A 17,162-nucleotide genomic window follows, 5' to 3' on the forward strand; every position below is an offset into this window, starting at 1 on the left:
ACGGCGGGTTTTTTTGTTTATAATTTTCATTTGTATGATTTATGCCTCCTTCACCTGCCATTCACATGACAGATGATGCGCACACGGATGATAGATAATTGTGAAAAACGTAACCTCCTCACATGTTCTGCCCTTTCGCGCCCTCATCGACGCCTGCTGGAAAGAGAAATACACATCGTCACGCTTTATCCGTGACCTGATAGCCGGGATCACCGTCGGGATTATTGCCATTCCGCTGGCGATGGCGCTGGCGATTGGTAGCGGCGTCGCGCCGCAGTACGGCCTTTACACGTCGGCGGTCGCCGGGATTGTGATTGCGCTGACGGGCGGGTCACGCTTCAGCGTTTCCGGCCCAACTGCCGCCTTCGTGGTGATCCTTTATCCGGTTTCGCAACAGTTTGGTCTGGCAGGCCTGCTGGTCGCCACCCTGATGTCCGGCGTCTTTTTAATTCTGTTCGGTCTGGCCCGTTTCGGTCGCCTGATTGAATATATTCCTCTTTCCGTGACGCTGGGGTTCACCTCGGGGATTGGGATCACCATCGGGACTATGCAGATTAAGGATTTCCTTGGTCTGCAAATGCCCCATGTTCCGGAGCACTATTTACAGAAAGTGGGCGCGCTGTTTATGGCGCTGCCGACGGCCAACCTGGGCGATGCGGCCATTGGCATCGTTACCCTCGGGACGCTTGTTGTCTGGCCTCGCCTGGGAATTCGTCTCCCGGGGCATCTGCCCGCCCTGCTGCTGGGCTGCGCGGTAATGGGCGTCGTCAACCTGCTCGGTGGACAGGTCGCCACTATCGGCTCGCAGTTCCACTATATTCTGGCGGACGGTTCACAGGGTAACGGTATTCCGCAGCTGCTGCCGCAGCTGGTTCTGCCGTGGGACATGCCAGGTTCGAGTTTCACCCTGAGCTGGGATTCCCTTCGCGCCCTGCTGCCCGCCGCGTTCTCCATGGCGATGCTGGGAGCGATTGAATCCCTGCTCTGCGCCGTGGTACTCGACGGCATGACCGGGACAAAGCATAAAGCTAACAGCGAGCTGGTCGGCCAGGGCTTAGGGAACATCGTTGCGCCGTTCTTCGGCGGTATTACGGCAACGGCTGCGATCGCCCGTTCCGCCGCAAACGTTCGCGCGGGGGCGACATCGCCGGTGTCGGCGGTCATTCACTCTCTGCTGGTGATCATGGCGCTGCTGATCCTGGCCCCGCTGCTTTCGTGGCTTCCCCTCTCAGCCATGGCTGCCCTGCTGCTGATGGTGGCCTGGAACATGAGTGAGGCGCATAAGGTGGTAAATCTGCTGCGCCGTGCCCCGAAAGACGACATCATCGTGATGCTGATCTGTATGTCGCTGACCGTACTGTTCGATATGGTTATCGCCATCAGCGTCGGCATTGTGCTGGCCTCGTTGCTGTTTATGCGCCGCATCGCGCAGATGACGCGTCTCTCTCCGGTTAACGTTGAGGTGCCTGACGATGTGCTGGTGCTGCGCGTGATTGGCCCCCTGTTCTTTGCTGCCGCAGAGGGGTTGTTCAGCGATCTGGAGTCTCGTGTGGCGGGTAAACGGATTGTGGTACTGAAGTGGGATGCCGTTCCTGTGCTGGATGCCGGCGGTCTGGATGCCTTCCAGCGTTTTGTGAAACGTCTGCCGGAAGGCTGCGAGCTGCGGGTGAGTAACCTGGAGTTTCAGCCACTACGCACGATGGCGCGCGCTGGCGTACAGCCGATCCCTGGCCGACTGGCCTTTTACCCAAATCGCGAAGCGGCGCTCACCGACCTGGAATAAATAGCCTGAAAAAAGAACGACTCCAGAGGGAGTCGTTCTTTTGTAAAACTGGCACACTAGCTGGGTTTATGCTGGTCGCGGCGGCATCGTTTATCGTAATGGCGCACCCACCAGTATTTATCGCAGACTTCCTCATGTCCGCTTACGCGCGCCCCGGCGAGCCACAATACCGCACCGAGGAAGATGCTCAGCACCGCGCCATGCGCAAAGTATTGTGGGAGGTCAAGCTGCGGTAATTGGTTTAAAATTGAATAACCGACACCGGCGACCATCACGAACAGTCCCAACCCCATTAGCACGTTACCGAGCATCGAAGCGTTTTTGCGTTTCATATGTAACCTCCGGAACTTTGGGTTGTCAGGGAAAAGCCCCTTCTCCTTGTGTGTAAAGTATAGACAACGCCTCTTATATGAGTTGCGCGAGCGATCACATTTACAGATAACTCCCAGACAAAAATTTACAAATAAGACATTGAACAGCTTGAAATTCTAATTGTTCAAATAAGAAATTATTCGCAATTCGATGTACAGCAGGCGGAACTTTGTCAAGCGGCGCGCCAGACAGTAAACTACGCACCAGATCTGGAACCCATTAGGAAGTAAATCGTGACGATTAAACTGATTGTCGGCCTCGCCAATCCGGGCGCAGAGTATGCCGCTACCCGCCATAATGCCGGCGCCTGGTATGTTGATCTGCTGGCGGAGCGTTTGCGCGCGCCTCTGCGTGAAGAACCAAAGTTTTACGGGTATACCTCACGCATCAATCTTGCGGGTGCCGACGTGCGGTTGCTGGTGCCAACCACCTTTATGAACCTGAGCGGCAAATCCGTGGCGGCCATGGCAACGTTCTACCGCATCAATCCGGATGAAATCCTGGTGGCCCACGACGAACTGGATCTGCCGCCAGGCGTGGCGAAGTTCAAACTGGGTGGCGGTCATGGTGGCCACAACGGTCTGAAAGATATCATCAGCAAACTGGGCAATAACCCCAATTTCCACCGTTTGCGCGTGGGAATCGGTCATCCGGGCGTTAAAAACAAAGTTGTCGGTTTCGTACTCGGTAAACCACCAGTTTCTGAGCAAAAGCTGATTGACGAAGCTGTAGACGAGGCGGCCCGCTGCACCGAGATTTGGCTTCAGGACGGCTTAACGAAAGCCACCAATCGACTGCACGCTTTCAAAGCGCAATAAACAAGGCCCTGCGGCATTTTTACCGCGCGGCACGTGGGTTACGTGTATAATAGGCGTAGTTATTTACTTTTCTTCAATCGGTTATCGTTAACGGATTGATTATCAAGAGATTAAGGTGATTTAGAAATGGGATTCAAATGCGGTATCGTCGGTCTGCCAAACGTGGGCAAATCCACCCTGTTCAACGCGCTCACCAAAGCAGGTATTGAAGCGGCGAACTTCCCGTTCTGTACCATTGAGCCGAACACCGGCGTTGTTCCTATGCCCGATCCGCGTCTGGACCAGCTCGCGGAAATCGTGAAGCCGCAGCGTATTCTGCCCACCACCATGGAGTTCGTGGACATCGCGGGTCTGGTAAAAGGCGCATCCAAAGGTGAAGGTCTGGGCAACCAGTTCCTGACCAACATCCGTGAAACCGAAGCGATCGGCCACGTTGTGCGCTGCTTCGAGAACGACAACATCATCCACGTTAACAACAAAGTGGATCCGGCTGACGACATCGACGTTATCAACACCGAGCTGGCGCTCTCTGACCTCGACACCTGCGAGCGCGCAATTCACCGCGTGCAGAAGAAAGCCAAAGGCGGCGACAAGGACGCGAAAGCGGAACTGGCTGCACTGGAAAAATGTCTGCCACAGCTGGAAAACGCGGGCATGCTCCGCGCGCTGAAAAACCTGACTGAAGAAGACAAGGCGGCGATCAAATACCTGAGCTTCCTGACGCTGAAGCCAACCATGTACATCGCCAACGTTAACGAAGACGGTTTCGAGAACAACCCGTACCTGGACAAAGTGCGTGAAATTGCCGCGGCTGAAGGCTCTGTGGTTGTAGCGGTTTGCGCTGCCGTTGAATCTGATATCGCGGAGCTGGACGACGCCGACCGTGAAGAGTTCATGGCCGAGCTGGGTCTGGAAGAGCCGGGCCTGAACCGCGTGATCCGCGCGGGCTATGAGCTGCTGAACCTGCAAACCTACTTTACCGCAGGCGTGAAAGAAGTGCGTGCGTGGACCATCCCTGTCGGTGCGACTGCGCCTCAGGCGGCTGGTAAGATCCACACCGACTTCGAGAAGGGCTTCATTCGCGCGCAGACCATCGCGTTTGAAGACTTTATTACCTACAAGGGTGAACAAGGCGCGAAAGAAGCTGGCAAGATGCGTGCGGAAGGGAAAGACTACATCGTTAAAGATGGCGATGTGATGAACTTCTTGTTTAACGTTTGAGTTGTTTTGAACGGAAAAAATCCACGCCTTGGCGTGGATTTTTTTATTGTGAGGTTAAAACACATTGTCTAAGAGTTCAGTTTTCATGCTGGAATCAAAGGGAATGATTTCGGCAGACACAAGCTTAACGCCTGAAAAGAGCCCTCGCGCTAGCGCTCTTTAAGAGATGCAGGACTCTCAGATTAAGCGAGAATGACTCCTCCGGTTCTTGGGATCTCTCTTCCGGAAGTCAGAAAGATTCCCTCTGAATACCCTTTTTTATTCACTCAACTTGTAGCTTTTTTTTAAACTGCTTGTTGTAACTGCTGATACAGTTCTTTTTTTGCCACCGATTATAGTTATCATATTTTTTGGCACTTGTGATCTTAGTATGCAGGGCCCGATAGAGACAACGCGTTACGCTTCATATCCCAGGAATAAAACCAGTCATGCCAGCCATTTTTTTTTGCTGGATAGCTACAGACAACGACCACTTCCTTTGACAGGTTGAATGTTAAGTAATAGAAAGTCGCACCTTCAGGAGGTGCAGACCAAAATAGTTTTTCGCCCTGAGCATTGAAGATGGTCAAAACGGTTGGTAATGGTTTAGGCTCGCTTAACGCAAAGACTAACTGGCGTGTTGAGTCGACCATTGCATGGTCTAAAAATGGCATACTAACCACTATGTTACCTTCACCACGACCCCTTTGAAGCAGGTCATTTTCTTTAAATAAAATGAGATTTTCAATCATTGGTAAACCTCAACTTTTAAAGTTTGATCTGTTTCAAATCACCTTCAAAAAGCCCCACAAGATATACCCGGTATCGGGCTGGCTGCACTTCTTTATACGTTAATACAGTAGAAAACTCTTTCAAACATTTTGAACATGTATTTTTCGAAACATATAATTGGCTATCGTCGTAGCTATATTTTTTATGTTCACTAACAAGCTTCACACCTCTCATTTTCTTATCCAAAAAGCATTTTACCTCTTCTGTGAGCGTGTCAAACTCATATGAGTTTACGATAGAGTAGGCTATTATCCCCTCGCATTCAGGACATGCTATTTCCTTTCCATACTCTATGAAATCATTGTCAGTGCCATCGAGGACTAATAACTTCTTTTTTAGTCGATTAGTTATTTTCATTATCTCTATAACCTTAAACTCCAATAATGACAAGTAAAATTAAAAGTAAATGGATGATGTTATTAGTCAATAACTTAATTTAACCAAGTCTTGTTGACTAATTAGATTAAATTCCAAACTATATATATACCATGGTTGAATGACTTCGTCTCATACGAGACAGAAATTCGGCCCCATTCATAATCCCATCTAATCATTTCTGTTTCCGTAATGTCAGGAACCCCTAAATTCAGAGAAAGACTTAGCCAATCAGACAAACTTTTCACTGAGTTATTTAGCATGTTAATATTAGTTCTCGCATCCCAGTCCTTTAGGGATTTATAAAATTCACTATCCTTATCGACAAGATGAACCATAAAAGGAAAACCAAAACATATTGGCCGTATGTTAATTTCAAACTCTTTATCGCAAAAAAACACCGGATCAATAAGATAGTGATAAGGCATGTATTTCTTTACAGCATTAAACGTATTTAGTTTGTGATAAAGTTTACTGTTGCAAAATCCTTCTTCAGCATCAATCTCTAAAGTTAGACCATCGAAAGTTAGCTTACCCGTTTTCGGATTAAAATTTAAGTTTATCATAGATCTATGATCTTTCCTGGGGTTAAAAGATGTCTCTAATCCCTAGGGATAAAGAACTGAAGTCCTCCCCCATCTCTATACAACTAATTGGCAGCAGCTCTACCGTAAGCAACATCTATGTCTTCGCTTACATAGAATGCCTTCAATTTCGTAAGTACGGACCATGCAGGACCTAACTTTAGCTGTAACGCTTGATGATAACCCAAAGGATCACTTCTATATTGATTGACTGTTGGAAATGTCACAATGTATGTGGGTAACGGAAGCTGACCTGCGTCCGCGGCCTGTTACGGTCCCGCAGCTGGCTAATGACCTCCGTCAGGTGATGTTCACCGTCATAGCAATAGTGCCATCGGATCTGGCCATTAACCTTCTCCACGGTGCGGCCTTGGATGTCATAACGTCAGCGGATGTCGGTGCGACAGCCCCTTAGACGGCTGGTAACATCCACACCGACTTCAAGAAGGGCTTCATTCGAGCGCAGACTATAGCGTTTGAAGGCTTTATCACCTACAAGGGCGAGCAAGGCGCGAAATAAGCTGGCAAGATGCGTGCGGAAGGGAAAGATTACATCGTAAAATTGGCAATTTGACGTACCTATTTTTAACATTTTGATTTTAAAAGGGAAAAATCCACGCTTTGGCGTGGATTTTTTTTCATGGTCAAAGATAATGACGTCGACAGCCGCAGGCTTTAAGGTTTGATAAGGATGCTGATATAGACGCTCCGCTAGTCAGGCATAACTCTCACATCTAGCAAGAATGTCCACTCTGAGTGCGCCAGTTCCAGGCACTGTTGTCGCTATAATTTTATTGTTAGAAGCGAACTTAGTACACAGGTCCTGATCGAGACAACGCGTTATGAACCATATCAAAGGAATAGAATCAATCATACCAGCCATTTTGTAAAACTGCGAAACTACAGATAACAACGACTTCCATCGACAAATTTAGTGTTACGCAATGGAAATCAGCGCTTTCAAGCTGTGAAATAAAATTAACTTTTGGCCTCTGCTTAGATGATTGTCAAAACAGTTGATAATTGCTCCCCCGCAATAATTTTATGAGGGACTATCTTTCCTCTATATGATATGTATCCTTATCACTCCAATATATAATCTTGTATTTACCAAAGTTGATGTTTTGCTCTTTGTAATACTCCATTACTTCGGATGGGTACCAACCGTATCCAAATAAAAAAAGGGCTCCTTCGTTAACTAACTGTGTTATTACTCTTTGCTTATCCTGATCGTCAACTACAGGTAAAACCATAAGTTCATCTTTTAATAAAAACCCTATCGCCTGCATTTTACTTATCAAATTCCTTCCCAAAACACGTATTTTTACAATGTCCCCTGCTATATCAATAACAATGATCGAATCATCTGGCATTTTATTCAATTTACATTCACCCTTATAGCTACTGGAGTTGACGTTGGTACGGAATTTATCACCATTTCTGGAGCCCCGCCAGGTAAATGTTGGCCCGGACCTAAGAAATAATCATTACCATTTAATGGGCTTCGTGGCTGCATATTAGAGATACCGCCAATCTTTCTTATATTAAATCCTTCGCTTAAAGAACCTGGGTATAACCCCATGTCTTTTTCAATTTTTGAGGCAAGAGATTTAGATATAGTTACATCTCCATTTTCAATGCCATTGAAATATTTCAACGCCCCTTTTTTGTCTGTGATAAATGTACCATCTCGACCAATTGCAGGATATTGGTCCCAACTTTTTGGACTAATATTATATCCTACATCATCTTTAAGCATTTTCGCTTGACGCGCTCTTGCGCTTTCAGTCTTACATAATCCAAGAGGGTCGATATATTTAAGAGGGTTTGGCGCATACTGGTAAAGGTTTATCCCCCCCCGCCAACCCTATCGGGTCCTGCTGCGTAAACCGTCCGCAGTCCGGGTCGTAATACCGGAACAGATTGTAGTGCAGCCCTGTCTCACGATCCAGATATTGCCCCTGCATCCGCAGGTTCTGAGAATATCCTGATACCTGCGTCTCGCTTTCCCGCAGCAGCTTGCCCCAGGCGCTGTTCACCCCTTCCCAGCGCACCTGTCCTTCGCTATCCGTCATCCGTTCCGGCGTGCCGTTCGGCTGACAGTGGAATCAGAAGATCTCCGCGTCATCAATGCCGTCAATACGTGCCAGCGGATCGTAGCTGTCCTGATCGCTGTAGACGTAGGTCAGTGGCACTTCCCCGTGCACTTCCTGCAACAGCCGGTACCCTTCCCAGACAAATCGGGTGGTAACCGGCTTACCGGTTGGCTGGCCGCCCAGCATCTGGCGGCGCGTTTTGCTGATGCGGCGACCGAGCGGATCGTAGCGGAAGCTGACCTGCGTCTGCGGCCTGTTGCGGTCCCGCGGCTGGCTGAGCACCTCCGTCAGGCGGTGCTCACCGTCGTAGCGGTAGTGCCAGCGGGTCTGGCCGTTATCTTTATCCACGGTACGACCGTGGACGTCATAGCGCCATCGAATGCCGTTCAGTTGCGTCAGGCGGTTGTGCGTGACCTTCTCAGCAGAGCCTTCGGGCGGGTTACCGGTAGTATCCCAGCGGTGCAACCAAGAGCACTGAGAATTACCGGTAACTATATCCCGGCGATGCAGGCGGCCAAGACGGTCATATTCGCTGCGGGTAGACAGCCCCCCTGCTTGCGCCTAGAGCAAGGGCTTATACGTGCTCAAGCTATAATGTATAAGGACTCCACGCCGACAAGGATAAGCCAGGCACGAAAGTAACGGACAAGATGGTTGTGGAAGGGGAAAATTACTTTTAATAGATTTCTATGAGATAATTTTTTATTTAACTTTTAATCGCTTCGAACAAAAAACACCCCCCATGCGTGTTTTTAGTTCTCTATTATAATTGGCTAAAGTTAACTTTTACAAAGAACCTCATTGAGCGACTTATTTTGGTTTGTAGTAAAAAACCATCCTTATTACTGATCGACAGGTAATTATTAAAAATGAGGTCAATATTTTAGCTTTTCTTTTTTTCAATGGCTATTAAAACCTCATAAGCATCCTTTTCACTCATTTGAACTTTTTTGGCCTCATCAATGCTCAATTCTTCTTCCTCTTCTTTCATAACTATCCCCCCTGAATAAAACCTAATAAAAAAACGCCCTTCTCTTTCGATAAGGATTACTCCATAATTATTAAATATTATTTTATCCATTGCGCCTCCTTTTTTTTAATTTTTCAACGGTGTGATCTTTAATTGATTTAGCGGAGTAGGATCTATGGCCGCCTCTGGGATACCACCTGAAGTATATCCTCCCGGCAACCAAAATTCATTTGCTCCTCGTTCATTTCCTGTTGGCATTCTTAAACCTGTCGGATTATTAATATCAACTCTTAAAGGAGCGTCTCCGAGATCACCTGCATTTAACCCTAACAATCTCTCAAGCTTTGGAATGTTCCCACCTGAACGTCTAATTAAGTCATCAGCAACGGTCCTTGGCATAACAAAGTGGCCTCCTGGTGGACCTAAATGACTAAATTCAGGATTAATACCCCAAACGAACTTAGTAACCCCTCCCTTGAATAGTTCTAAATGCCTACTAATTTTTCCTGCATCAAGGTATGTGGCCGGATTAGGGAAATCTGGCTTTGAAATTCCATGAGTAGCTCGGTAGGCCCGTGCAGCATGACCTCTTGTAGCAAAAGCACCTCGAGTTTTGCTCTGGAAATCATTCCAGCTATTTCTGCACGACAACCCCCACGGATCCACCCACCCCAGCGCGTTCGGCGCATACTGGTAAAGGTTTATCCCCCCCGCCAGCCCTATCGGGTCCTGCTGCGTAAACCGTCCACAATCCGGGTCATAATACCGAAACAGATTGTAGTGCAGCCCTGTCTCGCGGTCCAGGTATTGCCCCTGCATGCGCAGGTTCTGGGAATATCCTGATACCTGCGTTTCGCTTTCCCGCAACAGCTTGCCCCAGGCGCTGTTTACACCTTCCCAGCGCACCTGCCCTTCGCTATCCGTCATCCGCTCGGGCGTGCCGTTGGGCTGACAGTGGAACCAGAAGATTTCCGGGGCATCAACCCCGTCGATACGCGCCAGCGGATCGTAGCTGTCCTGATCGCTGTAGACGTAGGTCAGCGGCACATCCCCGTGCACTTCCTGCAACAGCCGGTACCCTTCCCAGACAAATCGGGTGGTGACCGGCTTACCGGTTGGCTGGCCGCCCAGCATCTGGCGGCGCGTTTTGCTGATTCGTCGCCCGAGCGGATCGTAGCGGAAGCTGACCTGCGTCTGCGGCCTGTTGCGGTCCCGCGGTTGGCTGATCACCTCCGTCAGGCGGTGCTCACCGTCGTAGCGGTAGTGCCAGCGGGTCTGGCCGTTATCTTTCTCCACGGTGCGTCCGTGGACGTCATAGCGCCAGCGAATGCCGTTCAGTTGCGTCAGGCGGTTATGCGTGACCTTCTCAGCAGAGCCTTCCAGCGGGTTACCGGCTGCATCCCAGCGCCACTGCTCCTGGCCGGGCAGCGTGCCGTCCTGAACCAGCAGACGTCCGGCGCTGTCGTACTGCCAGCGGTACCAGTTGAACGGGTTATCGTCCCGCTCTTCGCGAACCAGGTTATTACGGTAGTCGTAATCCCAGCGGCGGGACCAGCGGCGCGGCGACGGGCGCTGGGCGTTGCCGGTAAAGACGTCCCGCCGATGCAGGCGACCAAGGCGGTCGTATTCGCTGCGGGTGGTCAGCAGCCCCTGCGTGCGACTGGTCTCGCGGTGAAGCTCGTCGCGGGTAAAGTCGGAGACCGACAGCTTATCGAGGGCAATGCTGAGCAAATGTCCGCTGCCGTAGTAGAACTGTTTCAGCTCACGGCCATCGGGCAGCGTGACGGAGGTGCGGTTGCCCAGCGCATCATATTCCCACGTCAGCTCCCCGTGCTCGCCCGCTTCGCGCGTCACGCGGCCGAGCGCGTCATACTCAAAGGCGAGCTCCTGCTCCGCCTCGGTGCTCCATGCATCGGCTGAAAGCGCAGGATGCAGCCCAATCCGGCTTAACAGCCCGGACGGCGTGTAGTGGTAGCGGGTCTGCCCTTCCGGCGTGGTGCGGGCCACCAGCTGACCGCTCGCGCTCCAGGCGAAGGCATGGGTGATGGCCTCCGGATGTCCGGCGGCAAAGGTGCGTGCTATCGTGCGGCCACAGGCATCGTAGCGATACTGCGAGGCCACGCCATCGAGCCCCACCTCTTCCATCAACAGCGAGTCTGCGCCCCAGATAAACCGGTACGCTTCGCCGTTTTCGTTTTCCAGAGCAATCAGACGCCCGCGGCTGTCCCAGCGGCGACGAACCTCTTCACCCTGCGTATTACGCGTGGCGGTTAAGCGCCCCGCGTCATCGTATTTAAACTCGCTCTCTTTCCCGTCGGCACCCGCATGCTTCACCGGCAGGCCACGCTCGTTCCATTTGAGCGACTCTGTCCACCCTTCCGGGCGATCGAGCTGTACCGGACGCCCCACGGCATCGTAGCGGTAGCGCGTCTCTTCGCCGTCAGCGCTGATCTCAGCCACCAGCCAGCCCAGCGGATGATAGCGATACTGAGTAACCCGACCAGAGCAGTCCGTGGCGCGAACCACCTGCCCGGCCTCGTTGTACTCCTGGAAGCGGCTGTTGCCGGCGGCATCCACCTCTTCAACAACTTGCCCATACTCGTCCCGACGCAGTTGCGTAACGTGCCCCACTGGATCGACCACGCGCTTCAGCCCGTGGTGTTCGTCATACCAGAAGCGGGTCGCGCTACCGTCTGCTTCAATGATTGACGCCGGAAGCGCACGGTGCTCCAGCCAGGTGGTGGTGCGGGCGTTACCGTCTGCGTCGATCTCCTGCACCCGATTGCCCATCTCGTCATAGACGAAGGTGACGGCATTGCCGAGCGGATCGATGCGGCGCGTAAGGAGCTCGTTGTCATCCCACTCGTAGCGCCAGTTCTCGCCGCGCTCGTCAACGTAGCGAACAATCAGGCTCTGCGCGTTCCAGTAGTGCTTTCGCGTCTGTCCATCGTAGTGCTCGACGGTGGTCAGCCCGGCGGTTAAATCGTAGCTAAAGCGGCAGCCGTCGCCGGTGCTGGTGCGGTTTTCCACCACGCGCCAGTGGTCGAATTTTTGCCAGCGGTATTCGCTCTCCAGCCCGCCCGGCAGGCGGTGCCAGACCATCAGGCCGTTATCGTTATAGCGGTATTCACGGGTCGCTACGCCGGAGGCATCCGTCGCGCTGGCCAGCTGGCCGCGCCCGTCGTAGCCCCACTGCATCAGCGGCCAGGTGCGGCTTCCGTCAAAATGGCTCGCCGAGGTAACGCGCTGAGGGAAACGCTCGTCCTCATAGCGCAGGGTGACGTCAATCGCCCGCGGCTCGTCGTGAAGACCGACCAGCCTGCCGTGCTCGTCCCACTCCGTCAGCAGCGCGTTGCCGTATTCATCGCTGAGGGACGCCAGACGCAGGATGGAGGGGTTAGCGCGGGTCGGTTTATACAGACGCCACACCGCGCCGTCATCGTCGGCAATCGCCACGTCGCCGCTGTAATTGCGACGGATAATAATGCCTTCGCTAATGCTGTAAAACGCGCGGTCGACCGGTGGCAGCGCAAAGCTCAGCTCGCGCCCGGTTTCGTCGAACCAGGTGGCGTTGTTTTCTTCCAGCGTCAGGTAGCTGTCAAAGGTGGTTGCCCAGCCGAGGCCAAACAGCCCTTCGCGGTTAGTCAGGCTGTTGTAGCTGCGCTGCCAGCGCAAAGGAAAGCGCCCCGGCAGCGAGAAATCGAGCTCATCGTCGTCATTCAGCACCTTCACGCCGGTGGCGGCGTGAACCGGGTGCGAGGAGCCGAACACCGCGTTGACCGCCATATCCGCCAGCATCCCGCCGCCGGCAGACGCCAGCGCGCAGGGCATGTTTTTCAAAATCTTGCCAGGACGCCCGCGCAGCAGGGAGAGCGCAATCATCCCCAGCGCCAGGCCCGGCGTTTTGCCGCTTTTGATGTCGCGGACCGTCAGCGTGTCGCCGCCGATAATCACGTTCGGGGAGACGTCGTCGGACACGGTGCCCTCGCAGGTGGTGCGATCTTTCGCGCGCACCGCAGGCTGCCCGTTGATAAAGACGCTTTTGGAGCCTTCAGCCAGATACTGCGGCCCGGAGTGTTTATCGCACGCCACCTTGTCTTCTTCCAGCGGCGAGGTGCCGGCAGCGGCAGAGGCCACGCTCGGCTGCCACATTTCGCTGCCGAACTGTCCGGCGGCGGAAAGCAGCATGCCCGCGTAGTCGGCAAAGCTGCCCGGAGACTGCGGCTCAGGGGAAGGAGTATCGGCAGGCGTCAAGGTCCCGGCTGCGCGTGCAGCCGGGATCGCATTGGTCAGAACGTTGCTGGAACCGGTAGTGATCTTACCCGCAGGCGACGGCGGGAAAAGCGCGTTGCCCAGCCCTTCAGCGGCGTTGCTGATATCGTCGGTGATCCCGGCGACGTTCGCCAGAACCCCGCCGATAATGCCGCTCAACAGACAGCTGGATCCTATCGCCGCCACGCCTGCGGCAGCGGCCCCGGCACCCAGCAGCGGAGCCGCGACGGTCGCTGCCGCGCCCACCGCCGCGCCGATCACCGCATAGGCGGCACCTTCCGCCACAATGCTGGTTATATCAGCAAAAATGCTGGAGTGAATAATCTCGTCGCCCTTACGGGCCGCGTTGTTATCGCTCATGCCTTACACATTCCGGTTGTCGTTTAGCGTCAGACTTTGCTTCAGTGCGCTCCAGCGCGCCTCGTCCTCTTCGGTGAAGGCTTTGAGCGACGAGAGGGTAAAAATCATCAATACCGGTTTGCCCGGCGTCTGCACGGCCAGCTGTTTTTGCCACAGGCGCTGGCCGTTACGGTCAAAGGTGGTTTCAACCTCCAGGCCGTCGATTTTGCCGTCTGGTCCGGCTTTGACGTGCTGGAATTCACTCTGGGCGATCTCACCCATCTGAGGACGCAGCACGTCCCACTGACGGTGGAACTCTTGTTCGTAATCGCTACCATCCGGGATGACGCCGCGGCTGACCACTACAGATAACCCGCTCTCGTCATCGCGAATGATGTTCATGCTGTTGTCCTGCCAGGCGGCAGGAAATAGGGTGAAGGAACCTTCCTGGAGGGTGTATTTCATAAGTGAACTCGGGATGATTAGTATTGAGAGAAATAACAGAGGCCAATCCACATTGGCCTTTTTACCGATGATTCTGTTATTTAAGCCACTGACCTGACTGTTCGACTAAGATATGGCTACCTTTACTGACAATCAATTTCACGGGTGCATACGTCACGGTGTAAACGTCCCGCCATTGCTGTACGTTGAGCCGATTATTTTATCTTCGGAGTCGCGCAACGTTTTTCCCATTAAGGAAATCGTACTGTTATCGCTTTTGCGCACGCCGAGATAAACCATCTGGTCACATTCGCTCTCAAAATGGCCGCACTTGTTTATCAGCGAAATAGCGAATTTATCGGTGTCCAGTTTTCTGGTTTCAGCGTTTTGAACCGAAGCGGCTTTACGTAACGTATACCGCAGCGGGGCATAGTAATTTCCTTTTTGAGGAGGAGTAACTAATCGCCATTCCATTTCACGCCCCTTTATTTCCAGAACAGCCCGTCCACCTACGCCGCCAAACGATGAGTTGAATTCAACGTTGGCATGATTGCCTGCGATCGTACCGCTAAGATTACGCTCATCATCCTCCGGGCAATCTATGCGGTTCCCTTTCTGGGATATATAGCAATAAGAGCCGGTGATATGGTTGCCTGATTCCGCTAACCGCAGGGTTAATGACGAGTCGTTCTCGACCCCGGCAGCCCAAATCCCGTCAAAAGGAACCTCACCGGTAACCTCCTCTTCCACCGGCACGTCGATTTTTCGGGCAATATCAGGAGTCCATCTGTCGCCCAGGGCGACAGATTTGTCTCTAATCTGTTTGGAAAAATCCTGTTCAGCCAGAATGGGTGGCATAGCCTGCGCTAATACTTCATAACTGCACAAAAAGGTCGAGATCAGGGTAAAACAAAGAGAAACAAAAAGGCGTTTATTCACGTTAATCGTCATTTGCTGGATAAATATTATGCTACTCACCACTTTAAAAAAACGGTGAGTAATGAAATCAGCATTCTTAGTCGGCGCTAATAGCAACCCCACCCAGGCAGTCAGGTTTTTTTACCGTGAAACTGAAGCTTATTTTTTGCCCATTCTTATCCTTTGGCGCTGTATAACTGGTCACTTCGTTCTCCGAACGGCCTCGCGGATAATCAGTTAACGTTAGTTGCGGATAATGTTTTTTAACGGTATCAAGAGTGATGCACTGGCCGGACGGTGCAAAATTCAGTAACGGTGCCATACCATCGCTTTCTTTACTTAAACGTAAATCTATTGCAGTAATGTTGGTTCCATCCGCGAGTTCAACATCGTCGGCATTGTAGAAATTGATATATTCATTCTGTTTCGTCAGCTTAAATGACAACGGAGCGTTATTCAGACTTGTAACGGACAACGTTTCGAGTGATGCGCTCATTTCTGTAATGAACTGCCAAAGATCCTGTTTCTGCATGTTACCTCCTGCCATTCCCGTCGTTAATAAAGCCGCAAGCACCGCACCAGTTTTTAGACTATGGATAATTTTTATCATACCAACCGCCATAATAATCTTCGTAAAATTGCCCTGTGTTCGACGTTTGTTCGCCTTTACCAAAGATACGGCCTATCTGCGTTCGCGCTTCACTTTCCTTAATAGTCCCTCGTTCGAGAGAATCATAGATGCGATTATATTGTGAATGATTTGCCGGATTGCCTGCAATACCTATATCTCCACCCTTATTGGCTAAGATTTCGCGTTGTACTCGAATATTGTTCAGCGTCGCAGCGCCCTCATCACTGAGAGCACTGTTGAGGTAAGCATCACGCGATGAAAGATCAATGTTGGGTTCATATAAAGCGTGGCCACTTTCATGTGACAGAGACTGAACGACTGCATCCGGATTACCGAGCTCATTTTTATCAACGGTAATAACGCGCTTTTGACGATCGGCGTACGTCCCTTTACCTGCTTCACCCTTTTCAAATGTCCAGCCTCGTTTCTTTAAGGTTGCAATGTCATTCTTCATGGTAGGTGATTTGTCTACAAGGCTATCTACATCTTTGCCATAACCGCTTGAAGGCACACTGGACGTTGGGGGAGTAGCCGTTTTGGATGTTTCGGCAGGCGCACTGGCAGCCGCACCCGCCTTACTCTCCTTTCCCGGCGAAAATTTCTCCTGCACCGCCGCATCAATATCCCCTTTATGCCCTGATCCCGGCGCCGTCGTGCCCGGCTTGGTACCCGATGTATTCAGGTGCAGCTTGCCGCCAGTTGTAATGTGGCCATCTCCCTCAACGAAGAAGTTAAACTCTTTACCGATCAGGTTAATTTTGCCGTTAGCGTTAAGTTCAATCGCGCTTTCACCCGAGACCAGCCGCAGCTTCGTCCCGGACGCGATCACATACTGCTCCACCGCCGCATCCAGCTTGCCTTTCCCCGTCAGGATCTCGGTTCCGCCTTTCACGGCCTGGATCTGATTAGCCTCGACGCGATGCAGCTCATTTTTCTTCACGTAATGGCTGCGTGCCCCGCCGACGCTGTGCGTTTCATCATTCTTAACGCTGGTATCCAGATTGCGCTCGGCCTGAATCCACACCTGCTCCGCGCCCGCCTTGTCCTCAAAGCGCAGGGCGTTAGCGTTATCTACGGAGCCGTCCTTTGTCCGGCTCATAAAACCCATCTGCGTTGCCGCAGCCGGCAGCGCCCACGGCGGCATGCTCGCGTCGTTGTACACGCGCCCGGTGATAATCGGACGGTCCGGATCGCCGTTGATAAAGTCCACCACCACCTCGTCGCCGACGCGCGGAATTTGCACCCCGCCGTAGCCCTGGCCTGCCCATGCGCTCGACACACGCACCCAGCAGGAGCTGGTGTCATCGCCCTTCGCCAGACGGTCCCAGTGGAACTTCACCTTCACGCGGCCATATTTGTCCGTCCAGATGCTCTCTCCCTGCGGCCCCACCACTTTCGCCGTCTGCGGGCCGTAGGTGCGCGGCCACGCCGTGGACTGCGCCGGACGGTACGACACCGCCGCCGGAATGACGCTGAAATCGGTGCGGTGAATGGTTTCCCCCTCGCCGCTCGCGTAGCGGTTCTCCTCGAAATGATAGCCCGCCGCCGTGACCAGATATTCCCCGTTG

General features: G+C 52.3%; 15 protein-coding genes and 3 pseudogenes. 4 read left to right on the plus strand and 14 right to left on the minus strand.

What is annotated here, in order from left to right; all coding sequences use genetic code 11:
* Positions 1–100: 100 nt before the first annotated feature.
* Complete coding sequence (dauA, locus tag E0L16_RS11920; protein ID WP_131636993.1) at positions 101–1,783, plus strand: C4-dicarboxylic acid transporter DauA; 1,683 nt, start codon at positions 101–103, stop codon at positions 1,781–1,783.
* Between the two features lie 56 nt (positions 1,784–1,839).
* On the opposite strand, the gene ychH is transcribed toward dauA, so the two are convergent.
* Positions 1,840–2,115, minus strand: coding sequence for a stress-induced protein YchH (gene ychH, locus E0L16_RS11925; protein WP_063865908.1), 276 nt, complete (start codon positions 2,113–2,115; stop codon positions 1,840–1,842).
* A gap of 273 nt (positions 2,116–2,388) precedes the next feature.
* Between ychH and pth the strand changes: the two genes are divergently transcribed.
* On the plus strand, positions 2,389–2,973 hold the full coding sequence (pth, locus tag E0L16_RS11930) for an aminoacyl-tRNA hydrolase (protein ID WP_131636994.1): 585 nt from the start codon (positions 2,389–2,391) through the stop codon (positions 2,971–2,973).
* Positions 2,974–3,099: 126 nt separating this feature from the next.
* Positions 3,100–4,194, plus strand: coding sequence for a redox-regulated ATPase YchF (ychF, locus tag E0L16_RS11935; RefSeq protein WP_010432886.1), 1,095 nt, complete (start codon positions 3,100–3,102; stop codon positions 4,192–4,194).
* A 365-nt stretch (positions 4,195–4,559) separates the two neighbouring features.
* On the opposite strand, the gene E0L16_RS11945 is transcribed toward ychF, so the two are convergent.
* The 4 genes and pseudogenes from E0L16_RS11945 to E0L16_RS22355 form a co-directional block, all read right to left on the minus strand.
* Positions 4,560–4,925 carry a hypothetical protein gene (locus E0L16_RS11945; protein WP_131636995.1) on the minus strand — a complete coding sequence of 122 codons (366 nt, stop codon included), beginning with the start codon at positions 4,923–4,925 and terminating at the stop codon, positions 4,560–4,562.
* A 16-nt stretch (positions 4,926–4,941) separates the two neighbouring features.
* Positions 4,942–5,322, minus strand: a complete 381-nt coding sequence (locus E0L16_RS11950; protein WP_131636996.1) for a hypothetical protein — start codon at positions 5,320–5,322, stop codon at positions 4,942–4,944.
* A gap of 101 nt (positions 5,323–5,423) precedes the next feature.
* Entirely contained in the window at positions 5,424–5,906 is a 483-nt protein-coding gene (locus E0L16_RS11955; RefSeq protein WP_063865932.1) for a hypothetical protein, read from the minus strand.
* 256 nt (positions 5,907–6,162) lie between these two features.
* Positions 6,163–6,309, minus strand: a pseudogene (locus E0L16_RS22355) (RHS repeat domain-containing protein); the annotation flags it as partial.
* 9 nt (positions 6,310–6,318) lie between these two features.
* Between E0L16_RS22355 and E0L16_RS11965 the strand changes: the two are divergent.
* Positions 6,319–6,441 (plus strand): annotated as a pseudogene (locus E0L16_RS11965) (DUF933 domain-containing protein); the annotation flags it as partial.
* Positions 6,442–6,976: 535 nt separating this feature from the next.
* On the opposite strand, the gene E0L16_RS11970 reads toward E0L16_RS11965, so the two are convergent.
* The 9 genes and pseudogenes from E0L16_RS11970 to E0L16_RS12010 all read right to left on the minus strand — a co-directional run.
* A complete protein-coding gene (locus E0L16_RS11970) occupies positions 6,977–7,297 on the minus strand; it encodes a hypothetical protein (RefSeq protein ID WP_131637002.1) in 321 nt (106 codons plus the stop codon).
* 5 nt (positions 7,298–7,302) lie between these two features.
* On the minus strand, positions 7,303–7,683 hold the full coding sequence (locus E0L16_RS11975; protein WP_131636997.1) for a type IV secretion protein Rhs: 381 nt from the start codon (positions 7,681–7,683) through the stop codon (positions 7,303–7,305).
* A gap of 24 nt (positions 7,684–7,707) precedes the next feature.
* Positions 7,708–8,572: pseudogene (locus tag E0L16_RS11980) on the minus strand (RHS repeat domain-containing protein); the annotation flags it as partial.
* A gap of 331 nt (positions 8,573–8,903) precedes the next feature.
* Positions 8,904–9,101 (minus strand): hypothetical protein, encoded by a 198-nt coding sequence (locus E0L16_RS11985; RefSeq protein WP_023300305.1) that lies wholly within the window; start codon positions 9,099–9,101, stop codon positions 8,904–8,906.
* 15 nt (positions 9,102–9,116) lie between these two features.
* Entirely contained in the window at positions 9,117–13,622 is a 4,506-nt protein-coding gene (locus E0L16_RS11990) for an RHS repeat-associated core domain-containing protein (protein ID WP_131636998.1), read from the minus strand.
* Between the two features lie 3 nt (positions 13,623–13,625).
* Entirely contained in the window at positions 13,626–14,066 is a 441-nt protein-coding gene (locus E0L16_RS11995) for a DcrB-related protein (protein WP_131636999.1), read from the minus strand.
* A gap of 153 nt (positions 14,067–14,219) precedes the next feature.
* Positions 14,220–14,984 (minus strand): hypothetical protein, encoded by a 765-nt coding sequence (locus E0L16_RS12000; RefSeq protein WP_242672222.1) that lies wholly within the window; start codon positions 14,982–14,984, stop codon positions 14,220–14,222.
* A gap of 76 nt (positions 14,985–15,060) precedes the next feature.
* Positions 15,061–15,573 carry a hypothetical protein gene (locus E0L16_RS12005; RefSeq protein WP_242672223.1) on the minus strand — a complete coding sequence of 171 codons (513 nt, stop codon included), beginning with the start codon at positions 15,571–15,573 and terminating at the stop codon, positions 15,061–15,063.
* Positions 15,554–17,162 (minus strand): type VI secretion system Vgr family protein (locus E0L16_RS12010; RefSeq protein WP_131637000.1); only part of this gene is annotated, 1,609 nt, incomplete at its 5' end. The genes E0L16_RS12010 and E0L16_RS12005, both read right to left, overlap by 20 nt.

This window comes from Enterobacter quasihormaechei, assembly GCF_004331385.1.
Classification (GTDB): Bacteria; Pseudomonadota; Gammaproteobacteria; order Enterobacterales; family Enterobacteriaceae; genus Enterobacter; species Enterobacter quasihormaechei.

Excerpts from the sequence above, each read along its gene's own strand:
- E0L16_RS11945 (WP_131636995.1), bottom strand. The coding sequence starts at position 4,925 with ATGATTGAAAATCTCATTTTATTTAAAGAAAATGACCTGCTTCAAAGG.
- E0L16_RS11975 (WP_131636997.1), bottom strand. The coding sequence starts at position 7,683 with ATGCTTAAAGATGATGTAGGATATAATATTAGTCCAAAAAGTTGGGAC.
- E0L16_RS11970 (WP_131637002.1), bottom strand. The coding sequence starts at position 7,297 with ATGCCAGATGATTCGATCATTGTTATTGATATAGCAGGGGACATTGTA.
- E0L16_RS11990 (WP_131636998.1), bottom strand. The coding sequence starts at position 13,622 with ATGAGCGATAACAACGCGGCCCGTAAGGGCGACGAGATTATTCACTCC.
- E0L16_RS11995 (WP_131636999.1), bottom strand. The coding sequence starts at position 14,066 with ATGAAATACACCCTCCAGGAAGGTTCCTTCACCCTATTTCCTGCCGCC.
- ychH (WP_063865908.1), bottom strand. The coding sequence starts at position 2,115 with ATGAAACGCAAAAACGCTTCGATGCTCGGTAACGTGCTAATGGGGTTG.
- E0L16_RS11955 (WP_063865932.1), bottom strand. The coding sequence starts at position 5,906 with ATGATAAACTTAAATTTTAATCCGAAAACGGGTAAGCTAACTTTCGAT.
- E0L16_RS11985 (WP_023300305.1), bottom strand. The coding sequence starts at position 9,101 with ATGGATAAAATAATATTTAATAATTATGGAGTAATCCTTATCGAAAGA.
- ychF (WP_010432886.1), top strand. The coding sequence starts at position 3,100 with ATGGGATTCAAATGCGGTATCGTCGGTCTGCCAAACGTGGGCAAATCC.
- E0L16_RS12005 (WP_242672223.1), bottom strand. The coding sequence starts at position 15,573 with ATGATAAAAATTATCCATAGTCTAAAAACTGGTGCGGTGCTTGCGGCT.
- E0L16_RS11950 (WP_131636996.1), bottom strand. The coding sequence starts at position 5,322 with ATGAAAATAACTAATCGACTAAAAAAGAAGTTATTAGTCCTCGATGGC.